Below are 17,888 nucleotides of genomic sequence, written 5' to 3'. Positions count from 1 at the left end.
CGTCACAAAACGCGCCCTCGCGTTTGTTCATGTCGATCCGCTGGGAACTAGCGGGCCATGGCTCTCACCAACCGATACAAGTCCGCACCAGGGGCCGGCACCCTCGCCGCGCTCCTGCTGGTCCTGGTCTTCGGCAGCCCCTGGTACGCCGACTGGGCCAGAGACAACACCGATCCCGACAGCGCCGGCGGGTGGTTCCTCAGACTGCTCGCCTGGCCCGCCTGGCGGTTCGACTCGTCCGACTCCATTCAGGAGATCATCGCGGCGGACCTGAAGGCGATCCTCCTGGTCGTCCTGACCTTCGTCTTCCTCTACCTGCTTCCGGGTTCCCAGCTGGCCCGCGCCCGGGGCACGCTCAGCCAGTTCTTCGCCGGCTGGGCCGCGTACGTCTTCGCAGCGGCCCTGGCGGCCCTGCTCACCGCACTGATCCGGAGCAACCCCTCGCTGCTCGGCGCGCTGCAGGCCGCCGGCGACGGTGCGGAGTACGGCCTGTTCACCGGCTGGATCATCGGCATCGCCACGCTGGGCGGTTGGCGGGGACGTCGCTGACGCCGTGGCCGGCCCCGTGACCTGGTTCAGGTGGCCGGCCCGGTGCCAGTCACATCAGCCGGTCGGCTCCGCGAGCGCCAGGACACGTTCCCGGCTGAGCAGACCGACCGGCTGGCCCTGCTCGGTCACCACGGCCTGTCCACCGGCCGAGGTGAGCAGCACGGCCAGCGCGTCGTACGCCGAGCCGCCCAGGACCACCGCCGGCAGGCCCGCCACACCGTCGCTGGGCAGCGGTGCGAGCACCTCCCGGGTGACCGGGGTGACCACCAACCGGCGGATGCCCCGATCGGCGCCGACGAACTCGCGGACGAACGGGGTGGCGGGCGCACCGAGCAGCGTCGCCGGGGTGTCGTACTGCTCCAGCCGGCCCCCCTCGGAGAGCACCGCGATCCGGTCACCGAGCCGGACGGCCTCGTCCAGGTCGTGGGTCACCAGGACGATGGTCTTACGCACCTCGGCCTGCAGGCGCAGGAACTCCTCCTGGAGCCGGGTACGCACGATCGGGTCCACGGCGGAGAACGGCTCGTCCATCAGCAGGACCACCGGGTCGGCGGCGAGCGCCCGAGCCACGCCCACCCGCTGTCGCTGACCACCGGAGAGTTCGTGCGGGTAGCGCCGGCCGAACTGCGTCGGGTCCAGCCCGACCAACTCCAGCAACTCGTCGACCCGCCGCCGGGCGCGGTCCCTGGACCAGCCGAGCAACCGGGGCACGGTGGCCACGTTCGCCGCCACCGTCTGGTGGGGGAAGAGCCCGACGTTCTGGATCACGTAACCGATCTGTCGGCGCAGCCGCACTGGATCGGTCCGGGTGACGTCGGCGTCGCCGAGCATGATCCGCCCGCTGGTCGGCTCGATCAGCCGGTTGATCATCCGCAGCACTGTCGACTTGCCGCAACCCGACGGCCCGATCAGGACCACCAGTTCACCCGCGTCGACGTGCAGGCTGAGGTCGCGGACCGCCTCGGTGCCGTCCGGATAACGCTTACCGATGCCGTCGAGAGTGATCGACGCCGCGCGCTGGCCGTCGTCGGCGACCGGGGTACCGTCCACGTATGTCCTTCCGCCTGAGCTACCGGGCCGACCCGGGTAACCCGTGGTTCTCCTGGCAGTACGTGCGGGACAACTCTGACACGGTGCTGGCCGCCCTACGGGACCACACCACCCTCACCCTGCGCGCGGTGCTGATCGCCACGCTCATCGCCGTCCCGCTGGCCGTGGTGGCGTACTGGTTCCGACCGCTCACCGGGCCGATTGTCGCACTCACCGGGGTGCTCTACACCGTCCCGTCGTTGGCCCTGTTCGCGTTCGTCGCGCCCTATCTGGGCATCGGCGTCGCGACCGTGCTCAGCGTGGTGGTGCTGTACGCGCTGCTGGTGATCGTCCGCAACACCGTGGCCGGGCTCAACCAGGTGCCGGCGGAGGTGCGGGAGGCCGCCGAGGGCATGGGGTACGGCCGTTGGGGTCGCCTGCTGCGGGTCGAACTGCCGCTGGCCCTGCCCGGCATCCTCACCGGCCTGCGGCTGGCCACGGTCTCCACGGTCGCCCTGATCACCGTGGGCGTGGTGATCGGACGGGGCGGGCTCGGGCAGATCATCTTCGCCGGTTTCAACAACAACTTCTACAAGGCCCAGATCATGACCGGGACGCTGCTCTGCGTACTGCTGGCCCTGGTGCTCGACCTGCTCCTCATGGGCGTCGGCCGGCTGCTCACCCCGTGGCTGCGCGGGCGGGTCGGATGAGGGGCCGCCGGGCCGGCGGGCGTGACCGGAGGTGCCGATGAATCCCGTACAGCAGGCGGTGGTCTGGCTCAACGACCCGCTGAACTGGACGAACCCGGGTGGCATCCTGGATCGGCTCGGCGAGCACGTCACCATCTCGGCCGCCGCGGTGCTGCTGGGCTGCCTGGTGGCCTGGCCGCTGGGGCTGTGGCTGGGCCATGTCGGCCGGGGCGGCGGGCTGGTCGTGCTCGTCTCCAACGTGACGCTGGCGGTGCCCACCCTGGCCCTGCTCACCATCCTCCCGTTGACCTTCCTCGGCTTCGGTCGACCGGCCGTGGTCGTCGCCCTGGCGGTGTTCGCGGTGCCACCGCTGCTGGCCAACGCCTACACCGGCGTACGGCAGGTCGATCCGCAGACCCGGGAGGCGGCCCGGGGCATGGGGATGACCGGGCCGCAGGTGCTGCGTCAGGTGGAGTTGCCGCTGGCGATTCCGTACCTGGCGGCCGGGTTCCGGACCGCCGCGGTCCAGGTGGTCGCCACGGCGGCCCTGGCGACCTTCGTCAACGGCGGGGGCCTTGGCGAGATCATCCGGCTCGGGTTCGGCCTGAGCATCGCGGTGGGCGGTGGTCAGATCCTCGCCGGTGGCCTGCTGGTCGCCGGTCTCGCGGTCAGCGCGGAGCTGATCTTCGGGCTTGTCGAGCGGCTGGTCACCCCACGTCCGCTGCGCCGCGCCCGGCGCCGCGCCGCACGTCGCGCCGCGGACGCGGTCACCGGCGGCTGACCGGATCGCCTCGGTTGGTGACGCCGCCGCCTGGATGGTGACGCCTGCCACGGTGGTGACGCCTGCCACGGTGGTGACGCCCGCCTCGGTGGTGACGTCGCGCCTCGATGGTGACGCCCGTCACGGTTGGCGAAGGGCTAGCCGCACGGGGTCACGTCCGCTGTCGCGCCAACGGATGGTGACGTTCCGGTGACGAACGTGGCGCAGAAGTTGTCGGTGGCGTTCGGCAGGATGTTGGGTGGATCAGCGGGCGGCCGGAAGGCGGGATCGGCGGGATGATCCGCCGCAAGATCGCCGCCCGTCGGACACGCGGCCGGCCCGAACGGGCCGCGCCGGGACACGGAAGGCGGGTCCATGCGCGCAGGTAGAAGACTGTCCATCGCCGTTGTCGGCGCCGTTGCGGCGGCAGGCGTGCTGGCGGGCTGCGGCGAGGCAGGTTCGTCCGGCACCGAGGCGCCACAGCAGTCCGCCTCGGGCGAAGGCTGCGCCCCGGTCGCCGGGGAGCAGTTGATCGCGCTGACGGACGACAAAGCCCTGCAGAACGCCGACAACATCATCCCGGCGATCAACACCAAGGTCGCCACCCCGCAGCTCGTCGCGGCGCTCGACAAGGTCTCGGCGGTGCTCGACACTCCGAAGCTGGTGCAGCTCAACAAGGCGGTCGACGTGGACCGCAAGAGCGCACAGGCGGCGGCGCAGGAGTTCAGCGACGCCAACGGGCTCGCCGACGGGGTGGAGAAGGGCCCAGGCGGAAAGATCACGGTCGGCGCGGGCAACTTCACCGAAAGCGAGATCATCGCCGAGCTTTACAAGATCCAGCTGACTGCGGCCGGTTACCAGGTGACCGTCCAGCAGATCGGCAACCGGGAGCTGTACGAGCCGGCGCTGGAGAAGGGTGAGATCCAGGTCGTCCCGGAGTACGCGGCGACGATGGCCGAGTTCCTCAAGGGCAAGACCGGCGGCGGCAGTGACCCCGTCTCCTCGCCCGACGTGGAGAAGACCGTCACCGCCCTGCGCGGTCTCGGTGAGCAGGTGGGCCTCAGCTTCGGCCAGCCGGCACCGGCGCAGAACCAGAACGCCTTCGCGGTGACCAAGGAGTTCGCCGAGAAGTACGGCGTACGGACGCTGTCCGAGCTGGCCACGAAGTGCTCGGGTACCGCCACGGTGCTGGGTGGCCCGCCGGAGTGCCAGGAGCGCCCGTTCTGCAAGCCGGGGCTGGAGCAGACCTACGGCCTCTCGGTCGGCTCGTTCTCCTCGCTGGACCAGGGTGGTCCGCTGACCAAGACCGGGTTGCGTAACGGCACGATCAGTGTCGGCCTGGTCTTCTCCACCGACGCGGCGTACGCCACGAGCTGAACCGACACCGCCCCCGGCCGGACTGGTGGTCGGGGGCGGCCCGTCGTTGCTGCTCACGGGTAGATCAGCGGCCGGCGTCGAACTTCGGCAGCGATCGCTGCCACTGGCCCCGTTCCCAGCCAACGCAACTCTCGGTAGGCTCCGGACCCATGCCCGCAACGGTGCCCACCGATCCGCGCAGCAAGCAGTTACTCACCGCTCTCTTCTGGGGCGGGGTGGCGCTGGCCCCGGTCGCGGCGCTGATTCTGCTGGTCGCCGACGGGAACGGTCCACTGCGGTTCGCCGCGCTGCTGGCCATCCTGGCGGTGGTGTTGATCGGGCTCTCCATCACGCTGCGCAGCGAGAACGGTCACGAGCAACACGCCGAGGAACTGCGCGCGGAACTCGACGAACTGCGGCGGGAACTGCGTAGTGAGATCGTGGCGGCCGCGCAGCGGGGCAATCAGGCGCTGGACGAGCTCCAACGGGTCCAGCAGACGCTTGCCGGGTTGCGCCGGACTGCGGACGCCGCCGGTTCCTCAGCCGTCGATGCTGTGCCCGCCGGTGCGGAACCGGTCGGCGGAGGCCGCGCCCGGGTCGCGGCACCGGAACCTCCACCGTCCGCCCCCTTCACGGACCGGCCCCCGTCAGCCCCTTTCGGAGACCGGCCTGCGTCGTCACCTCCCTTCGGAGACCGGCCTGCTTCCCCTCCCTTCGGGGAGCGGCCCGCGCCGGCTGTGGCGGGGGAGCGGCAGACCCGCCCCGGCGGGGTCTACGGCTCGGCCCAGCCGACAGGCCAGGGCGTCGTCCGCCACACCGAAACCGTGCATGTCACCACCCGGCACACCATCGTGGACGGTGGCGGGATGGGCGAGGCACCCCGCTATGGCGGCTACGCCACCCCATGGTCGGCAGGGGAGCGGTCACGTGGCGGACCTGCGGACCCTGCCGAACGACACTGGCCTGACAGCGACGAGCGCCCTCGCCGCGACGACGAGCGAGCCTGGTCGGGACCGGCCCGGGACGAGCACGCCGCCTGGTCGGAGCCCCGCGACGACCGTCCCTGGTCCGGGTCTCGTGACGACCGGTTCGCACCACCCGACGAGCGGTCCGCCTACCGTGACGACCGCTCCGCACACCAGGACAGCTCCGCTTACCAGGACGGCTCTGCGTATCAGGGCCGTTTCGCGTATCAGGACGGCTCTGCACCCCACGACCGCTCGGCACACCAGGGCGGCTCCGCGTACCGGGGCGAACAGGGCTGGGATGACGGTGGGCAGCAGTGGGCGGCCGCCGCCGAGGTGGAACCTGGTCCGTCGCGTCCGGACGACACCGGCGAGTACTGGGCGCAGTTACGTGCCGGGGACCGCTGGGCCGCCGTACGCGACGACGATCGGGGGCGTGAACTGCGGGTCGGTGAACGCCACGCCGAGGTGAACGCGGACCACACCGGCACCGAGTACCGGATGGCGGACCGCTGGGCCAGCGTGCGCCACGCCGAACCACGTCGTGCCGCCGACGGTGACGAGCGATGGCGCGACGGCCGGGGCGAACCGGAGCGGCGGCCCGGCCTGCCCGCCGGGGGTGTGCCGGTCCCGGACGAGTGGCGTCCTCCACGACAGCGCGGACACCAGCCCGAGCCGCCCCGGGCGTACCAGCCCGAACCGGAGCCGTACGGTCGGCGTCACCGGGCCGAGGACACCGGCTACGGGCAGCCGGTCCAGGATCCGAACAACCGCTGGCGCTGATCGGATCGCCGCGCCACCGGCCGCCGGATCACTTGTCGATGTCGCCGACCACGAAGAACATCGAGCCGAGGATGGCGATCAGGTCCGGCACCAGGCAGCCGGGCAGCAGGGTGGCAAGTGCCTGCACGTTCGCGTACGACGCGGTGCGCAGCTTGAGCCGCCACGGCGTCTTCTCGCCCCGGGACACCAGGTAGTAACCGTTGATGCCGAGCGGGTTCTCCGTCCAGGCGTAGGTGTGCCCCTCAGGGGCCTTCAGCACCTTCGGCAGGCGGGTGTTGATCGGCCCGGTGAGCCGATCGACCCGGTCCAGACACTGCTCGGCGAGGTCCAGTGAGGCGTACACCTGGTCGAGCAGCACCTCGAACCGGGCGTGGCAGTCTCCGGTGGTGCGGGTGACCACCGGCACGTCGAGCTGGTCGTAGGCCAGGTACGGCTCGTCGCGGCGCAGGTCCAGGTCCAGCCCGGAGGCGCGGGCGACCGGGCCGGAGGCACCGAAGGCGGCGGCGTCGGCGGCGGAGAGCACCCCGACGCCTACCGTACGGGCCAGGAAGATCTCGTTACGCCGGATCAGGTTGTCCAGGTCGGGCATCCGGCGGCGTACCTCACCGATGGCGGCACGGGCCCGACCGGTCCACCCGGACGGGACCTCCTCCTTCAACCCACCGACCCGGTTGAACATGTAGTGGATGCGCCCGCCGGAGACCTCCTCCATCACCGCCTGGAGCGTCTCCCGTTCCCGGAAGGCGTAGAACATCGGCGTGATCGCGCCGATCTCCAGCGGGTACGAGCCGAGGAACATCAGGTGGTTGAGCACCCGGTTCAGCTCGGCGAGCGCCATCCGCAGCCAGGTCGCCCGCTCCGGCACCTCCATGCCCATCAGCCGTTCCACGGCCAGCACCACGCCCAGCTCGTTGGCGAACGCCGAGAGCCAGTCGTGCCGGTTGGCCAGCACGATGATCTGCCGGTAGTCGCGGACCTCGAACAGCTTCTCCGCGCCGCGGTGCATGTACCCGACGATCGGCTCGGCGGCGACCACCCGTTCGCCGTCCAGGACCAGCTTCAGCCGCAGCACACCGTGCGTGGACGGGTGCTGCGGTCCGATGTTGAGCACCATGTCCGTGCCGAGTTGCTCCCCGCCGGTGCCCGCCACCAGCCCGGCGCCGGTGCCGACGGTCAGCTCACGCAGGTCGCCCGTGGTCATGCCCGCCATCGTGCCATGACCGGCCGGTCACGACGGCGCAGCGGTGTCGATCGGTCCGGCACACCCCGCCGGTAGCAGGTCCGTGGACAGGCCGACGGGCTGCCACAACCACAAGTGCCCACCGAGCCCGGCCGGATCGGTCAGCTCGGCCGCCGCCGATGCCGCGGCCAACGCCCGCACGTACCCGGCCGGGTCACCGGCGGCCAGGCTCAGCGGCGGTCGCCCTCCGTCGGCCCCGAGCGCCCGCAGCCCGTCCCGCTGCGACCCCAGGAGGTACGCACACCGGGCGACCCGCTCACCGGCGGAGGCGACCGAGTCCATGGCCACGTGCACGGTGACGTCACACGACCCGTCCGGCACCGGCGGCACCTGCCGTCCAGCCCGGTACCCGGTCAACGTCCCGTCGACCGGCCGCTCCGCGCGCAGATGCCCGTAGTCCACCGCCAACGCCAGCCCACGTTCGACGTGGCCGACCGCGTCAGCCCAGGCTTCGTCCCTGGTCCTGCCGATCTCCACTCGTTCGAGCGGGACTGGGGTGCGGTCCGTGGGGGTTTCCGGGCAGCCCGACCGGCTCCGGGCGGTCAGGCTTGATCCCTGCGCCGGTCGGGCTGCCCGGAAACCCGACCCGGTCGAGCTGTCACTGTCAGGTACGAGAGGGCTGGGCCACCAGGTGGAGATCCAGTCGAGGTCTGCTCGGCTGAGCGGGTCTCCGATCGTCTCCTCGCCCGAGGTGGGGTCGACGAGGAGGTAGTGCCAGCCGTGCTGGGTGTGCACGGCGAGGTCCAGGGGGACGTTGTCGAGCCACTCGGTGGCCAGCAGCAGACCCGTGACACCGGCGGGAATCCGGTCGGTCCAGCGGATCTCTTCGGGCAGGTCATCGGGGCGCGGAGCCAGCTCGACGGCGGTGAACCGTACCCGCTCGACCAACGGCACCGACCCGCCCACGGTGAGATCCGACGCGCAGCTGTCGTCGTACCCCGTCGTGATCGTCAATGGGTTGACGGGTGAGGGCCGGACGGTGGCCGTGGTGGTCGGGGTTTCCGGGGAGCCCGCCCGCGCAGGGATCAAGCCTGACCGCCCGGAGCGGGCGGACTCCCCGGAAACCCCCACGGACAGCGACCGAAGCAACTCCCCCCGCCCCGCACCCACATCCACCACGTCGAAGACGGAAGGAAACCCGAGCACCCCGTCAAGGTGATGGATCAACCGGAGCAGCGCACCCGCGAAGACCGGGGAAGCGTGCACGCTGGTGCGGAAGTGCGCCGCCGGCCCCGCACCGGAGACGAAGAAGCCGTCGGTGCCGTAGAGCGCCCGCTCCATCGCCTGATGCCAGCGCATTGCCATCAGCTCGGTCCTCGCTTTCGGCGCTTCCACCACGCCTGATTCAACGGCGGTGAACGATTTCACACATCCTTGTTTCGGATCCCCGTCGGCGACGCATACTTGCCTCGACCGGTACCCATCTCGAGGACTGGATCGTGACATGAGCGCACCGCTGCGCACGCGCCCGGCCGCCCGTCGGCGGCCCGCGACCGTGCCATTCGCCACCATTCCCGCCGTGCTCACCGTCGGCGTCGTCGGCGCTGGACGCGTCGGTGCCACCCTGGGGGCCGCGCTCGCGGCCGTGGGTCACCGGGTGGTCGCCACCACCGGCAGTTCGGGGGCATCGCAGGCGCGGGTGGCGCTGCTGCTGCCCACCGTCTCCCGTGGCCCGGCCGTCGAGGTCGCCCGGGCGGCCACCGATCTGCTGCTGATCGCCGTACCCGACGACGCCCTGGCCGGGGTGGTCGCCGGGCTCGCCGCCGAGGGGGCGTTGCGACCCGGCCAGGTGGTCGCGCACACGTCGGGGGCGCACGGCCTCGCGGTGCTGGCCCCGGCCGTCGCGGTCGGCGCCCGCCCGCTGGCGCTGCACCCGGCGATGACGTTCACCGGTACGCCCGACGACCTCAGCCGGCTGCCCGGTATCTCGTACGGGGTGACCGCGCCGGCCGAACTGCGCCCGTTGGCCGCCCGACTGGTGGCGGATCTCGGCGGGGTGCCCGAGTGGATCGGGGAGGCCGACCGGCCGCTCTACCACGCGGCGCTGGCGCACGGCGCGAACCACCTGGTGACGCTTGTCAACGAGGCGGCCGACCGGCTGCGCGACGCCGGTGTGGCGCAGCCCGAGAAGGTGCTCGCTCCGCTGCTGCGGGCCGCGCTGGAGAACGCGCTGCGCCTCGGCGACGACGCGTTGACCGGCCCGGTGGCCCGGGGTGACGCTGGTACGGTCGCCCGGCACCTGACGCAGTTGGCCTCCACCGCGCCCGAATCGGTCCCCGCCTACCTGGCGTTGGCCCGGCGTACCGCCGATCGGGCGATGGCCGCCGGCCGACTGCGGCCGGTGGATGCCGAGCCGCTGCTCGGGGTACTCGACCGGGATCAGAGCGGGGTGGCGGCATGAGTGGGACGGCGATGGATCACGTGACGAGGCTCGTGCACACCCGTGCCGAGTTGGCCGAGGCCCGCGCCGCCCTCACCGGGACGGTGGGGGTGGTGATGACCATGGGAGCCCTGCACGAGGGGCACGAGTCGTTGCTGCGGGCAGCCCGGGAGCGCGCCGATCACGTGATCGTGACGATCTTCGTGAACCCGCTCCAGTTCGGCCCGACCGAGGACTTCGACCGCTATCCCCGGACCCTCGACGCTGATCTCGAGGTGTGCCGACGGGCCGGTGCCGACCTGGTCTTCGCCCCGGCGGTGCCGGACATGTATCCCGGTGGCGCACCGCAGGTACGGCTCAACCCGGGCCCGCTCGGCGAGGACCTGGAAGGGCTGAGCCGCCCCGGCTTCTTCCACGGTGTGCTCACCGTGGTGCTGAAGCTGCTCCAGCTCACCCGCCCCGACCTGACGTTCTTCGGGGAGAAGGACTACCAGCAGCTGACCCTGGTCCGGCGGATGTGTCGGGACCTGGACGTGCCGGTCGAGGTGGTCGGCGTACCCACCGTCCGGGAGCCCGACGGGTTGGCGCTGTCCAGCCGCAACCGTTACCTCTCCAGCGAGGAGCGGCAGGTGGCGCTCGGCCTGTCGCGGGCGCTGCGGGCCGGTGCCGAGGCCGCCGAGGCGGGCCGCGACGCCGGGGCGGTGCTGAGCGCCGCGCACGCCGCCTTCGGAGCCGGCGAGCCCGGTGCCCGCCTCGACTACCTGGTCCTCACCGACCCCGACCTGGAACCGGGGCCGGTCGAAGGGCCGGCCCGGCTGCTCGTCGCCGCCTGGGTGGGCCAGACCCGGCTGATCGACAACGCGCCCGTCCTGCTGCACCCGGCCTCCTGACCAGACACATCAGCGCGAAAGGCGTCCCGATGTACCGCACCATGCTCAAATCCAAGATCCACCGGGCCACGGTGACCCAGGCTGATCTGCACTACGTCGGGTCGGTGACCGTCGACGAGGACCTGCTCGACGCCGCCGACCTGCTGCCCGGCGAACAGGTCGCGATCGTGGACATCACAAACGGCGCCCGGCTGGAGACGTACGTGATCCCGGGCCGGCGGGGCAGCGGCGTGATCGGCATCAACGGTGCGGCGGCGCACCTGGTGCACCCGGGTGACCTGGTCATCCTGATTTCGTACGGGCAGATGGACGACGCCGAGGCCCGCACGTACCGCCCCCGGGTGGTGCACGTCGACGCCGACAACAAGGTCGTCGACCTGGGTGCCGACCCGTCGACCGCCGCCCCCGGCACCGCCGGCAGCCCCCTCCCCAACCCGCTTTCGGTGTAAGGAAGGGCACCTTATTAACGCCTCATGAGGTGAAAGGGCCCCTTGTTAACGCCTGCCTCCCGCAGTGCCCCGGAATCCGGTCTGTCACCGGAAGGTCATTTCTGGTTACGCTGTGACCGCCGTCGGGGGACGGCCGCTGGCTGGGGGAGGCGGCGTCATGCAGCGTGCGACGAGAACCCTGACCGCGGCCCTGGCCGTCGCGGCGGTGCTGGCGGGCTGCGGTGCGCCGCACGGACTCGACGGTGACCTGACCGACGACTGGCCGGCCATGGCTGCGCCCGGCGCGTTCACCCCGGCGGCCGAGGTCTGCCACGAGACGGACTTCGCCGACGCGGTGCCGGTGGCGGCGTACGCGCCGGTGGACTGCGCCACGCCGCACCGGGTGGAGACGGTGCACGTCGGGGTCTTCACCGCCGAACGCAACGAACCGCCGCCGATCGCCTCACCCGAACTGCGTACCGCCTTCGCCGACTGTGACCAGCGGACCAACGGTTACGTGGGGGACAACTGGCGGGCCGGCCGGCTGCGACTGGCGGTCGCGGTGCCCACCGGGGCCGGCTGGGCCGCCGGGTCGCGCTGGTACCGCTGCGACCTGATGGAGGTGACCACCGCCGAGGCGGGAGCCAAGGTGGTGACCCGCAGCGGCTCGCTGCGCAACGCCCTGCGGCCACCGTCACCGCTCTGGTTGGGGTGCCAGCAGGCCCGTACCAACCGCTCCGGGGTGGTGCAGGCCCTGGCGCAGGTGGACTGCGCCGAGCGCCACAATGCCGAGTTCGCCGGAGTGTGGCAGGCGCCTGACCGCCCGTACCCGGCGAACGGTGCAGAGTGGGCGCCGTTCTACGCCGGCTGTCGTACCGCCCTCGCCCGCTACGCCGGTCTGCCGGACAGCACCGACCTGCTCTACCGCACCGACCTGGTGGTCCGCCCGCCCAGCGCCGGGCGGTGGCGGGCCGGTGACCGGGGGGTGCGGTGCTACCTCTGGCTCAGCGACCGGCAGGTGACCGGCTCGCTCAAGGGGGCCGGTCCGGCCGGCCTGCCGGTCCGGACGAAGTAGCCGGAACCACTCGTCCCGCCCCCGCCGCCCGAGCCGAGTGACGTTCGGGTTGACTGAGGGGATGGAGCTACCGACCGTCGGCCTGCCGGCGCTGCCCCGCCTGCTGTCCGCTCCGGCACCGGGTTGGGTGGAGACGACCGACGTGATCGTGGTCGGCTCCGGAGTGGCCGGGCTGACCGCCGCGCTGCACCTGCGCGAGGCCGGCCTGCACGTCACAGTGGTCACCAAGGTGAACATCGACGAGGGCTCGACCCGCTGGGCCCAGGGCGGCATCGCAGCGGTGCTCGACCCGGCGGACACCCCGGCGATGCACGCCTCCGACACCGAGATCGCCGGCGTCGGGCTCTGCGACCCGGCGGCGGTCGGTGTGCTGGTGGAGGAGGGGCCGACCCGGCTGCGGGAACTCATGCGCATCGGCGCCGCCTTCGACCGCAACCCCGACGGCTCGTTGATGCTCACCCGGGAGGGCGGGCACCGGGCGGACCGGATCGTGCACGCCGGCGGCGACGCGACCGGCGCCGAGGTCCAGCGGGCCCTGCACGAGGCGGTCCGCCGTGACCCGTGGATCCGGTTGGTCGAGCACGCGCTGGTGTTGGACCTGCTCCGCGCCCCCGGTGACGGCCCCGACGGGCTCGGCAGGGCGTGCGGCATCACCCTGCACGTGCTCGGCGAGGGCAGCGAGGACGGCGTGGGCGCCATCCTGAGCCGGGCCGTGGTGCTGGCCACCGGCGGGATGGGTCAGGTCTTCGCGGCGACCACCAACCCCGCGGTCTCCACCGGTGACGGGGTTGCCCTGGCCATGCGGGCCGGTGCCGCGGTCACCGACGTGGAGTTCGTGCAGTTCCACCCGACCGCGCTGATCGTGCCCGCGCAGGCCCGTACGCCCGGCGACGGCCACGCCCAGCAACCGCTGGTCTCCGAGGCGCTGCGGGGCGAGGGCGCGTACCTGGTGGACGCCGACGGCAAACGGTTCATGCTCGGCCAGCACGAGCTGGCGGAACTGGCCCCCCGGGACGTGGTGGCCAAGGGCATCCACCGGGTGCTGCTGGCCACCGGTGCCGACCACGTCCACCTCGACGCCCGCCATCTCGGCGGCGACTTCCTGGCCCGCCGGTTCCCCACCATCGTCGCCTCCTGCCAGGCCATCGGCGTGGACCCGGGCGTGGACCTGATCCCGGTGGCGCCCGCCGCCCACTACGCCTCGGGCGGCGTCCGTACCGATCTGCACGGTCGCACCTCCATCCCCGGCCTGTACGCCTGCGGTGAGGTTGCCTGCACCGGCGTGCACGGCGCGAACCGGCTGGCCAGCAACTCGCTGCTGGAAGGGCTGGTCTTCTCCCGGCGGATCGCCGATCACATCGCCGCCGGGCTGCCCGAGCAGGCACGCCCGGCGGAAACCGGAGCCTGGCGGGGTGGCGACGGCTGGGTGCTGCCGGCTGCGGCCACACCCGTCCTGCAACGGGCGATGACCCGGGGCGCGGGCGTGCTCCGCTCGTCGGCGACGCTCGCCGGGACCGCCGCCGAACTGGTCGAGCTGGGCGCGGAGCGCGGTACGCCCCGTACCGCCGACTGGGAGGCGACGAACCTGCTGACGGTGGCGACGATGCTTGTCGCCGCGGCGTTCGCCCGGCAGGAGACCCGGGGCTGTCACTGGCGGGAGGACCACCCGTCGGCCGATGCGCGGTGGCACGGCCACCTGGTCGGCGCGATCGGGGCGCAGAACCGGCTGGCCATGCGGTGGGAGGAGACACGATGAGCGACAACGGTGCCGCAGGGGTGGGCATGAGCAAGGCAACCGAAGGGCTGCTGCGCGCGGCCGGACTGGCGCCCGAGCAGGTGCGCCGGATCATCGAGACCGCGCTTGTCGAGGATCTCGGCCCGGACCTGCTCGACGTCACAAGCGTGGCGACCATCCCGGCGACGCAGACCGACACCGTCGACGTGGTGGCTCGGGCCGACGGGGTGGTGGCCGGGCTGGCCGTGGCCGCCGCCGTTTTCGAGGTGGCCGACGAACTGACCGGCGGTGGTCGTACCGTCGAGGTGTCCGTGGTGGCCCACGACGGCGATCGGGTGGCCCGCGGCGACGTGCTGGCCACGGTGACCGGCCCCACCCGGGTGCTGCTCACCGGCGAACGCACCGCGCTCAACCTGCTCAGCCGGATGTCCGGGGTGGCCACCCACACCCGGGCCTGGGCGGACGTGTTGGCCGGCAGCAAGGCGATGGTCCTCGACACCCGCAAGACCACGCCGGGCCTGCGAATGCTGGAGAAGTACGCGGTCCGCGCGGGCGGCGGCACGAACAAGCGGATGGGCCTGTACGACGTCGCCATGATCAAGGACAACCACAAGTACGCCGCCGGCGGGATCACCGCGGCCTACCGGCGGGTCCGCGAGGCCTTCCCCGACGTACCGGTGCAGGTGGAGGTGGACACCCTCGCCGAGGCGGTGGAGGCGGTCGAGGCCGGCGCGAGGTTCCTGCTGCTGGACAACATGTCCCCGCAGCTGCTCACCGAGGTGGTGGCGGCTGTTGGTGACCGCGCCGAGCTGGAGGCGACCGGCGGGCTGACCCTCGCCGACGCCGCCGAGGTCGGGGCGACCGGCGTGGACTTCCTCTCCGTCGGCGCGCTCACCCACTCCTCGCCGATCCTGGACATCGCGCTGGACCTGCGTACGGAGTGAGCCCCGCAGGACCGGCCGTCTAGGCTGCGTGGCGTGCTGCTCTGCATCGACATCGGGAACACCAACACCGTGCTGGCGACCTTCGACGGCGACCAGCTTGTGCACTCCTGGCGGATCAAGACCGACGCCCGCTCGACCGCCGACGAGCTGGGACTGATGTTCCGGGGGTTGCTCGCCGGGGACGCCGTCGAGATCACCGGGGTGGCGGCCTGCTCGACCGTGCCGGCCGCGCTGCGGTCGCTGCGGACCATGCTGACCCGCTACTACGGGGAACTGCCGAGCGTGATCGTGGAGCCGGGGGTACGCACCGGCGTGCAACTGGCCATCGACAACCCGAAGGAGGTCGGCGCCGACCGGGTGGTGAACACCCTGGCCGCGTACGCCCTCTACGGCGGCCCGTCGATCGTGGTCGACTTCGGCACCACCACCAACTTCGACGTGATCAGCGGTCGTGGCGAGTTCCTCGGCGGCGCGTTCGCGCCGGGCATCGAGATCTCCTTCGACGCGCTGGCGGCCCGCGCCGCCCAGCTCCGCAAGGTCGAGGCGACCAAGCCGCGTTCGGTGATCGGCAAGAACACCGTGGAGTGCCTGCAGGCGGGCCTCTACTTCGGCTTTGCCGGCCAGGTGGATCGGATCGTCGAGCGGATGGCCGAGGAGATGGGCGAGCTGAAGGCGGTGATCGCCACCGGTGGGCTGGCGCCGTTGGTGCTCAACGAGTGCCGGACGATCACGCACCACGAGCCGATGATCACGTTGATGGGGTTGCGCATGGTCTATGAGCGGAACGTCTGAGTCGGGCTGCACCGGCTTGCTGGGTGGGGTGGGTCATGGGGGGCGGGTTATCCGGTAACGGGAGTTCGGGGGCTTGAGTACGCTCTGGGCTTGACCCCGTCCGAATTCTCCCTCTGAGGAAGCGTGCCGTGACCCAGCAGAGCCCCGTGCCAGTCGACCCCGCCGACGACCTTCCCGAGCAGATGAAGGTCCGCCGGGAGAAGCGGGAGCGGATGCTCGCCGACGGCGTCGAGCCGTACCCGGTCAGCTTCCCGCGTACCAGCAGCCTCGCCGAGGTGCGGGAGCGCTACGCCGACCTGCCCACGGACACCGCGACCGGCGACCAGGTCTCGGTCACCGGCCGGGTGATCTTCGTACGGAACACCGGCAAGCTCTGCTTCGCCACGCTGCGGGACGGCGACGGCACGGAACTGCAGGCCATGCTGTCGCTGGACCGGGTCGGCGCGGAGCGACTGGACGACTGGAAGCGCCTGATCGACCTGGGTGACCTGGTCGGCATCACCGGCGAGGTGATCACCAGCCGGCGGGGTGAGCTGTCGGTGCTGGCCGAGCAGTGGGCGGTCACCGCCAAGGCCCTGCGCCCGCTGCCGGTGGCACACAAGCCGCTCAGTGAGGAAGCCCGGGTACGGCAGCGTTACGTCGACCTGATCGTCCGCCCTCAGGCACGCCAGATGGTGCGTACCCGGGCGGCTGCGGTACGCAGTCTGCGCGATTTGCTGCACGACAAGGGATTCATCGAGGTCGAGACCCCGATGCTCCAGTTGCTGCACGGTGGTGCGGCGGCCCGACCTTTCGTGACCCACAGCAATGCACTCGACACCGACCTGTATCTACGAATCGCGCCGGAACTGTTTCTCAAGCGCGCCGTGGTGGGTGGCGTCGAGCGGGTGTTCGAGATCAACCGTAACTTCCGTAATGAGGGCATCGACTCTTCGCACTCACCGGAGTTCGCGATGCTCGAGGCGTACCAGGCGTACGGCGACTACAACACGATGGCCGAGTTGACCCGGAATCTCGTACAGCAGGCGGCGATCGCGGCAACCGGGTCGACCGTGGTGACGCACGCCGACGGTCAAGAGTTCGACCTGGGCGGCGAGTGGCGTTCGGTGAGCCTCTTCGGTGTGCTTTCCGAGGCGCTCGGCGAAGAGGTCACGGTCCGCACCGAACGGGCCCGCCTCGTCGAGTACGCGGACAAGGTCGGCGTGAGCGTCGACCCCAAGTGGGGGCCGGGCAAGTTGGTCGAGGAGTTGTTCGAGGAGTTGGTCGTGCCAGGGCTTCAGGCGCCCACTTTCGTGCGCGACTATCCGGAGGAGACCAGCCCGCTGACCCGTGGACATCGCAGTGAGCCGGGCGTGGCCGAGAAGTGGGACCTGTATGTGTTCGGGTTCGAGTTGGCCACCGCGTACTCGGAGTTGGTCGATCCGGTGGTACAGCGGGAACGGCTGCTCGCCCAGGCGCAACTGGCCGCTCGTGGCGACGATGAGGCGATGCGGCTGGACGAGGACTTTCTCCGGGCGATGGAGTATGGAATGCCGCCGGCCGGTGGCATGGGAATGGGAATCGATCGACTCCTGATGGCGCTGACCGGCCTGGGAATTCGGGAAACCATCCTGTTCCCGTTGGTTCGCCCGGAGTAGTCGTACGGAACTCGTCGGCTCGTTACCGCGTCCTATTGACGTGACAAGCATCTGACAGGTTATTGTTGCTGTCGCAGATGGCAGTATCAGCCCTGCTCGAAAGGAATGTGGGACGTGGCCAAGCAGATCATTCACAAGCTGGTCGATGACCTGGACGGCGGGGACGCGGACGAGACCGTCAAGTTCGCCCTCGACGGCGTTCAGTACGAGATCGACCTGTCGAGTTCCAACGCCGACAAATTGCGTGATGCATTCGCGCAGTACATCGCGCACGGCACCAAGGTCGGCCGTGGCGGTGTGGTCGTCGGTGGGCGCGCCGCCCGTGGTCGTGGTGGAGCCACCGCCGACCGCGAGCAGAACAAGGCCATCCGGGCCTGGGCGCGCAAGGCCGGCAAGGACATCTCCGACCGGGGTCGCATCCCGCAGGAGATCGTCGACGAGTACCACGCCAAGGCGGGTCACTGAGACGACTCCCGCGAAGGTCGTCGGCCGACGCCGGCCCGGAGGAACATTCCGGGCCGGCGTCGGCGTCGTTTCAGGCCCGTCCGCGGGGACTAAAGCCGGCGGGTCGGGCGTTGTCCACAGCCGGTGGATGTGTTGTCCACACCCTGTGGATGGCGTCGGAAGGGATGCCGT

17 protein-coding genes are annotated in these 17,888 nt (G+C 71.3%); 14 read left to right on the top strand and 3 right to left on the bottom strand.

The annotated features are described in order from the left end of the window. The first annotated feature begins 57 nt into the window (after positions 1 to 57). A complete protein-coding gene (locus C1A38_RS01255) occupies positions 58 to 549 on the top strand; it encodes a hypothetical protein (protein WP_102655978.1) in 492 nt (163 codons plus the stop codon). A gap of 54 nt (positions 550 to 603) precedes the next feature. Here C1A38_RS01255 and C1A38_RS01250 read toward each other — a convergent pair whose 3' ends face one another. Next, positions 604 to 1,599: an ABC transporter ATP-binding protein gene (locus tag C1A38_RS01250; RefSeq protein ID WP_102655977.1), complete on the bottom strand. Its 996-nt coding sequence runs from the start codon at positions 1,597 to 1,599 to the stop codon at positions 604 to 606. Between the two features lie 2 nt (positions 1,600 to 1,601). Between C1A38_RS01250 and C1A38_RS01245 the strand changes: the two genes are divergently transcribed. The 4 genes from C1A38_RS01245 (at position 1,602) to C1A38_RS01230 (ending at position 6,131) form a co-directional block, all read left to right on the top strand. Continuing rightward, positions 1,602 to 2,288 carry an ABC transporter permease gene (locus C1A38_RS01245; protein ID WP_102655976.1) on the top strand — a complete coding sequence of 229 codons (687 nt, stop codon included), beginning with the start codon at positions 1,602 to 1,604 and terminating at the stop codon, positions 2,286 to 2,288. A 37-nt stretch (positions 2,289 to 2,325) separates the two neighbouring features. After that, positions 2,326 to 3,048, top strand: coding sequence for an ABC transporter permease (locus C1A38_RS01240; protein WP_102655975.1), 723 nt, complete (start codon positions 2,326 to 2,328; stop codon positions 3,046 to 3,048). 354 nt (positions 3,049 to 3,402) lie between these two features. Beyond that, positions 3,403 to 4,404, top strand: coding sequence for a glycine betaine ABC transporter substrate-binding protein (locus tag C1A38_RS01235; RefSeq protein WP_102655974.1), 1,002 nt, complete (start codon positions 3,403 to 3,405; stop codon positions 4,402 to 4,404). Between the two features lie 149 nt (positions 4,405 to 4,553). Next, positions 4,554 to 6,131, top strand: a complete 1,578-nt coding sequence (locus C1A38_RS01230; RefSeq protein ID WP_102655973.1) for a hypothetical protein — start codon at positions 4,554 to 4,556, stop codon at positions 6,129 to 6,131. A 28-nt stretch (positions 6,132 to 6,159) separates the two neighbouring features. Here the strand turns inward: C1A38_RS01230 and C1A38_RS01225 are convergent, their stop codons facing one another. Beyond that, a complete protein-coding gene (locus C1A38_RS01225; RefSeq protein ID WP_199180039.1) occupies positions 6,160 to 7,341 on the bottom strand; it encodes an NADH-quinone oxidoreductase subunit D in 1,182 nt (393 codons plus the stop codon). 18 nt (positions 7,342 to 7,359) lie between these two features. Beyond that, on the bottom strand, positions 7,360 to 8,670 hold the full coding sequence (locus tag C1A38_RS01220; RefSeq protein ID WP_502696910.1) for an SAM-dependent methyltransferase: 1,311 nt from the start codon (positions 8,668 to 8,670) through the stop codon (positions 7,360 to 7,362). A 145-nt stretch (positions 8,671 to 8,815) separates the two neighbouring features. Between C1A38_RS01220 and C1A38_RS01215 the strand changes: the two genes are divergently transcribed. The 9 genes from C1A38_RS01215 (at position 8,816) to C1A38_RS01175 (ending at position 17,717) form a co-directional block, all read left to right on the top strand. Beyond that, positions 8,816 to 9,772 carry a Rossmann-like and DUF2520 domain-containing protein gene (locus tag C1A38_RS01215; RefSeq protein WP_199180038.1) on the top strand — a complete coding sequence of 319 codons (957 nt, stop codon included), beginning with the start codon at positions 8,816 to 8,818 and terminating at the stop codon, positions 9,770 to 9,772. A gap of 20 nt (positions 9,773 to 9,792) precedes the next feature. After that, positions 9,793 to 10,641, top strand: a complete 849-nt coding sequence (gene panC, locus C1A38_RS01210) for a pantoate--beta-alanine ligase (RefSeq protein WP_102656026.1) — start codon at positions 9,793 to 9,795, stop codon at positions 10,639 to 10,641. 29 nt (positions 10,642 to 10,670) lie between these two features. Next, positions 10,671 to 11,090 (top strand): aspartate 1-decarboxylase, encoded by a 420-nt coding sequence (panD, locus tag C1A38_RS01205; protein WP_102655970.1) that lies wholly within the window; start codon positions 10,671 to 10,673, stop codon positions 11,088 to 11,090. Positions 11,091 to 11,247: 157 nt separating this feature from the next. Next, positions 11,248 to 12,144: a septum formation family protein gene (locus C1A38_RS01200; protein WP_102655969.1), complete on the top strand. Its 897-nt coding sequence runs from the start codon at positions 11,248 to 11,250 to the stop codon at positions 12,142 to 12,144. 61 nt (positions 12,145 to 12,205) lie between these two features. Next, positions 12,206 to 13,900, top strand: a complete 1,695-nt coding sequence (locus C1A38_RS01195) for an L-aspartate oxidase (RefSeq protein ID WP_102655968.1) — start codon at positions 12,206 to 12,208, stop codon at positions 13,898 to 13,900. A 26-nt stretch (positions 13,901 to 13,926) separates the two neighbouring features. Next, positions 13,927 to 14,823: a carboxylating nicotinate-nucleotide diphosphorylase gene (nadC, locus tag C1A38_RS01190; protein WP_102656025.1), complete on the top strand. Its 897-nt coding sequence runs from the start codon at positions 13,927 to 13,929 to the stop codon at positions 14,821 to 14,823. Positions 14,824 to 14,856: 33 nt separating this feature from the next. Beyond that, complete coding sequence (locus tag C1A38_RS01185) at positions 14,857 to 15,615, top strand: type III pantothenate kinase (protein ID WP_102655967.1); 759 nt, start codon at positions 14,857 to 14,859, stop codon at positions 15,613 to 15,615. Between the two features lie 128 nt (positions 15,616 to 15,743). Beyond that, complete coding sequence (lysS, locus tag C1A38_RS01180) at positions 15,744 to 17,252, top strand: lysine--tRNA ligase (protein ID WP_102655966.1); 1,509 nt, start codon at positions 15,744 to 15,746, stop codon at positions 17,250 to 17,252. Positions 17,253 to 17,366: 114 nt separating this feature from the next. Then, positions 17,367 to 17,717, top strand: coding sequence for a histone-like nucleoid-structuring protein Lsr2 (locus C1A38_RS01175; RefSeq protein WP_013736254.1), 351 nt, complete (start codon positions 17,367 to 17,369; stop codon positions 17,715 to 17,717). Positions 17,718 to 17,888: the final 171 nt, after the last annotated feature.

The organism is Verrucosispora sp. ts21, from assembly GCF_002879555.1.
Lineage (GTDB): Bacteria > Actinomycetota > Actinomycetes > Mycobacteriales > Micromonosporaceae > Micromonospora > Micromonospora gifhornensis.
The sequence above is the reverse complement of the archived record's forward strand: the minus strand, read 5'-3'. Positions and strand labels throughout refer to the sequence as shown.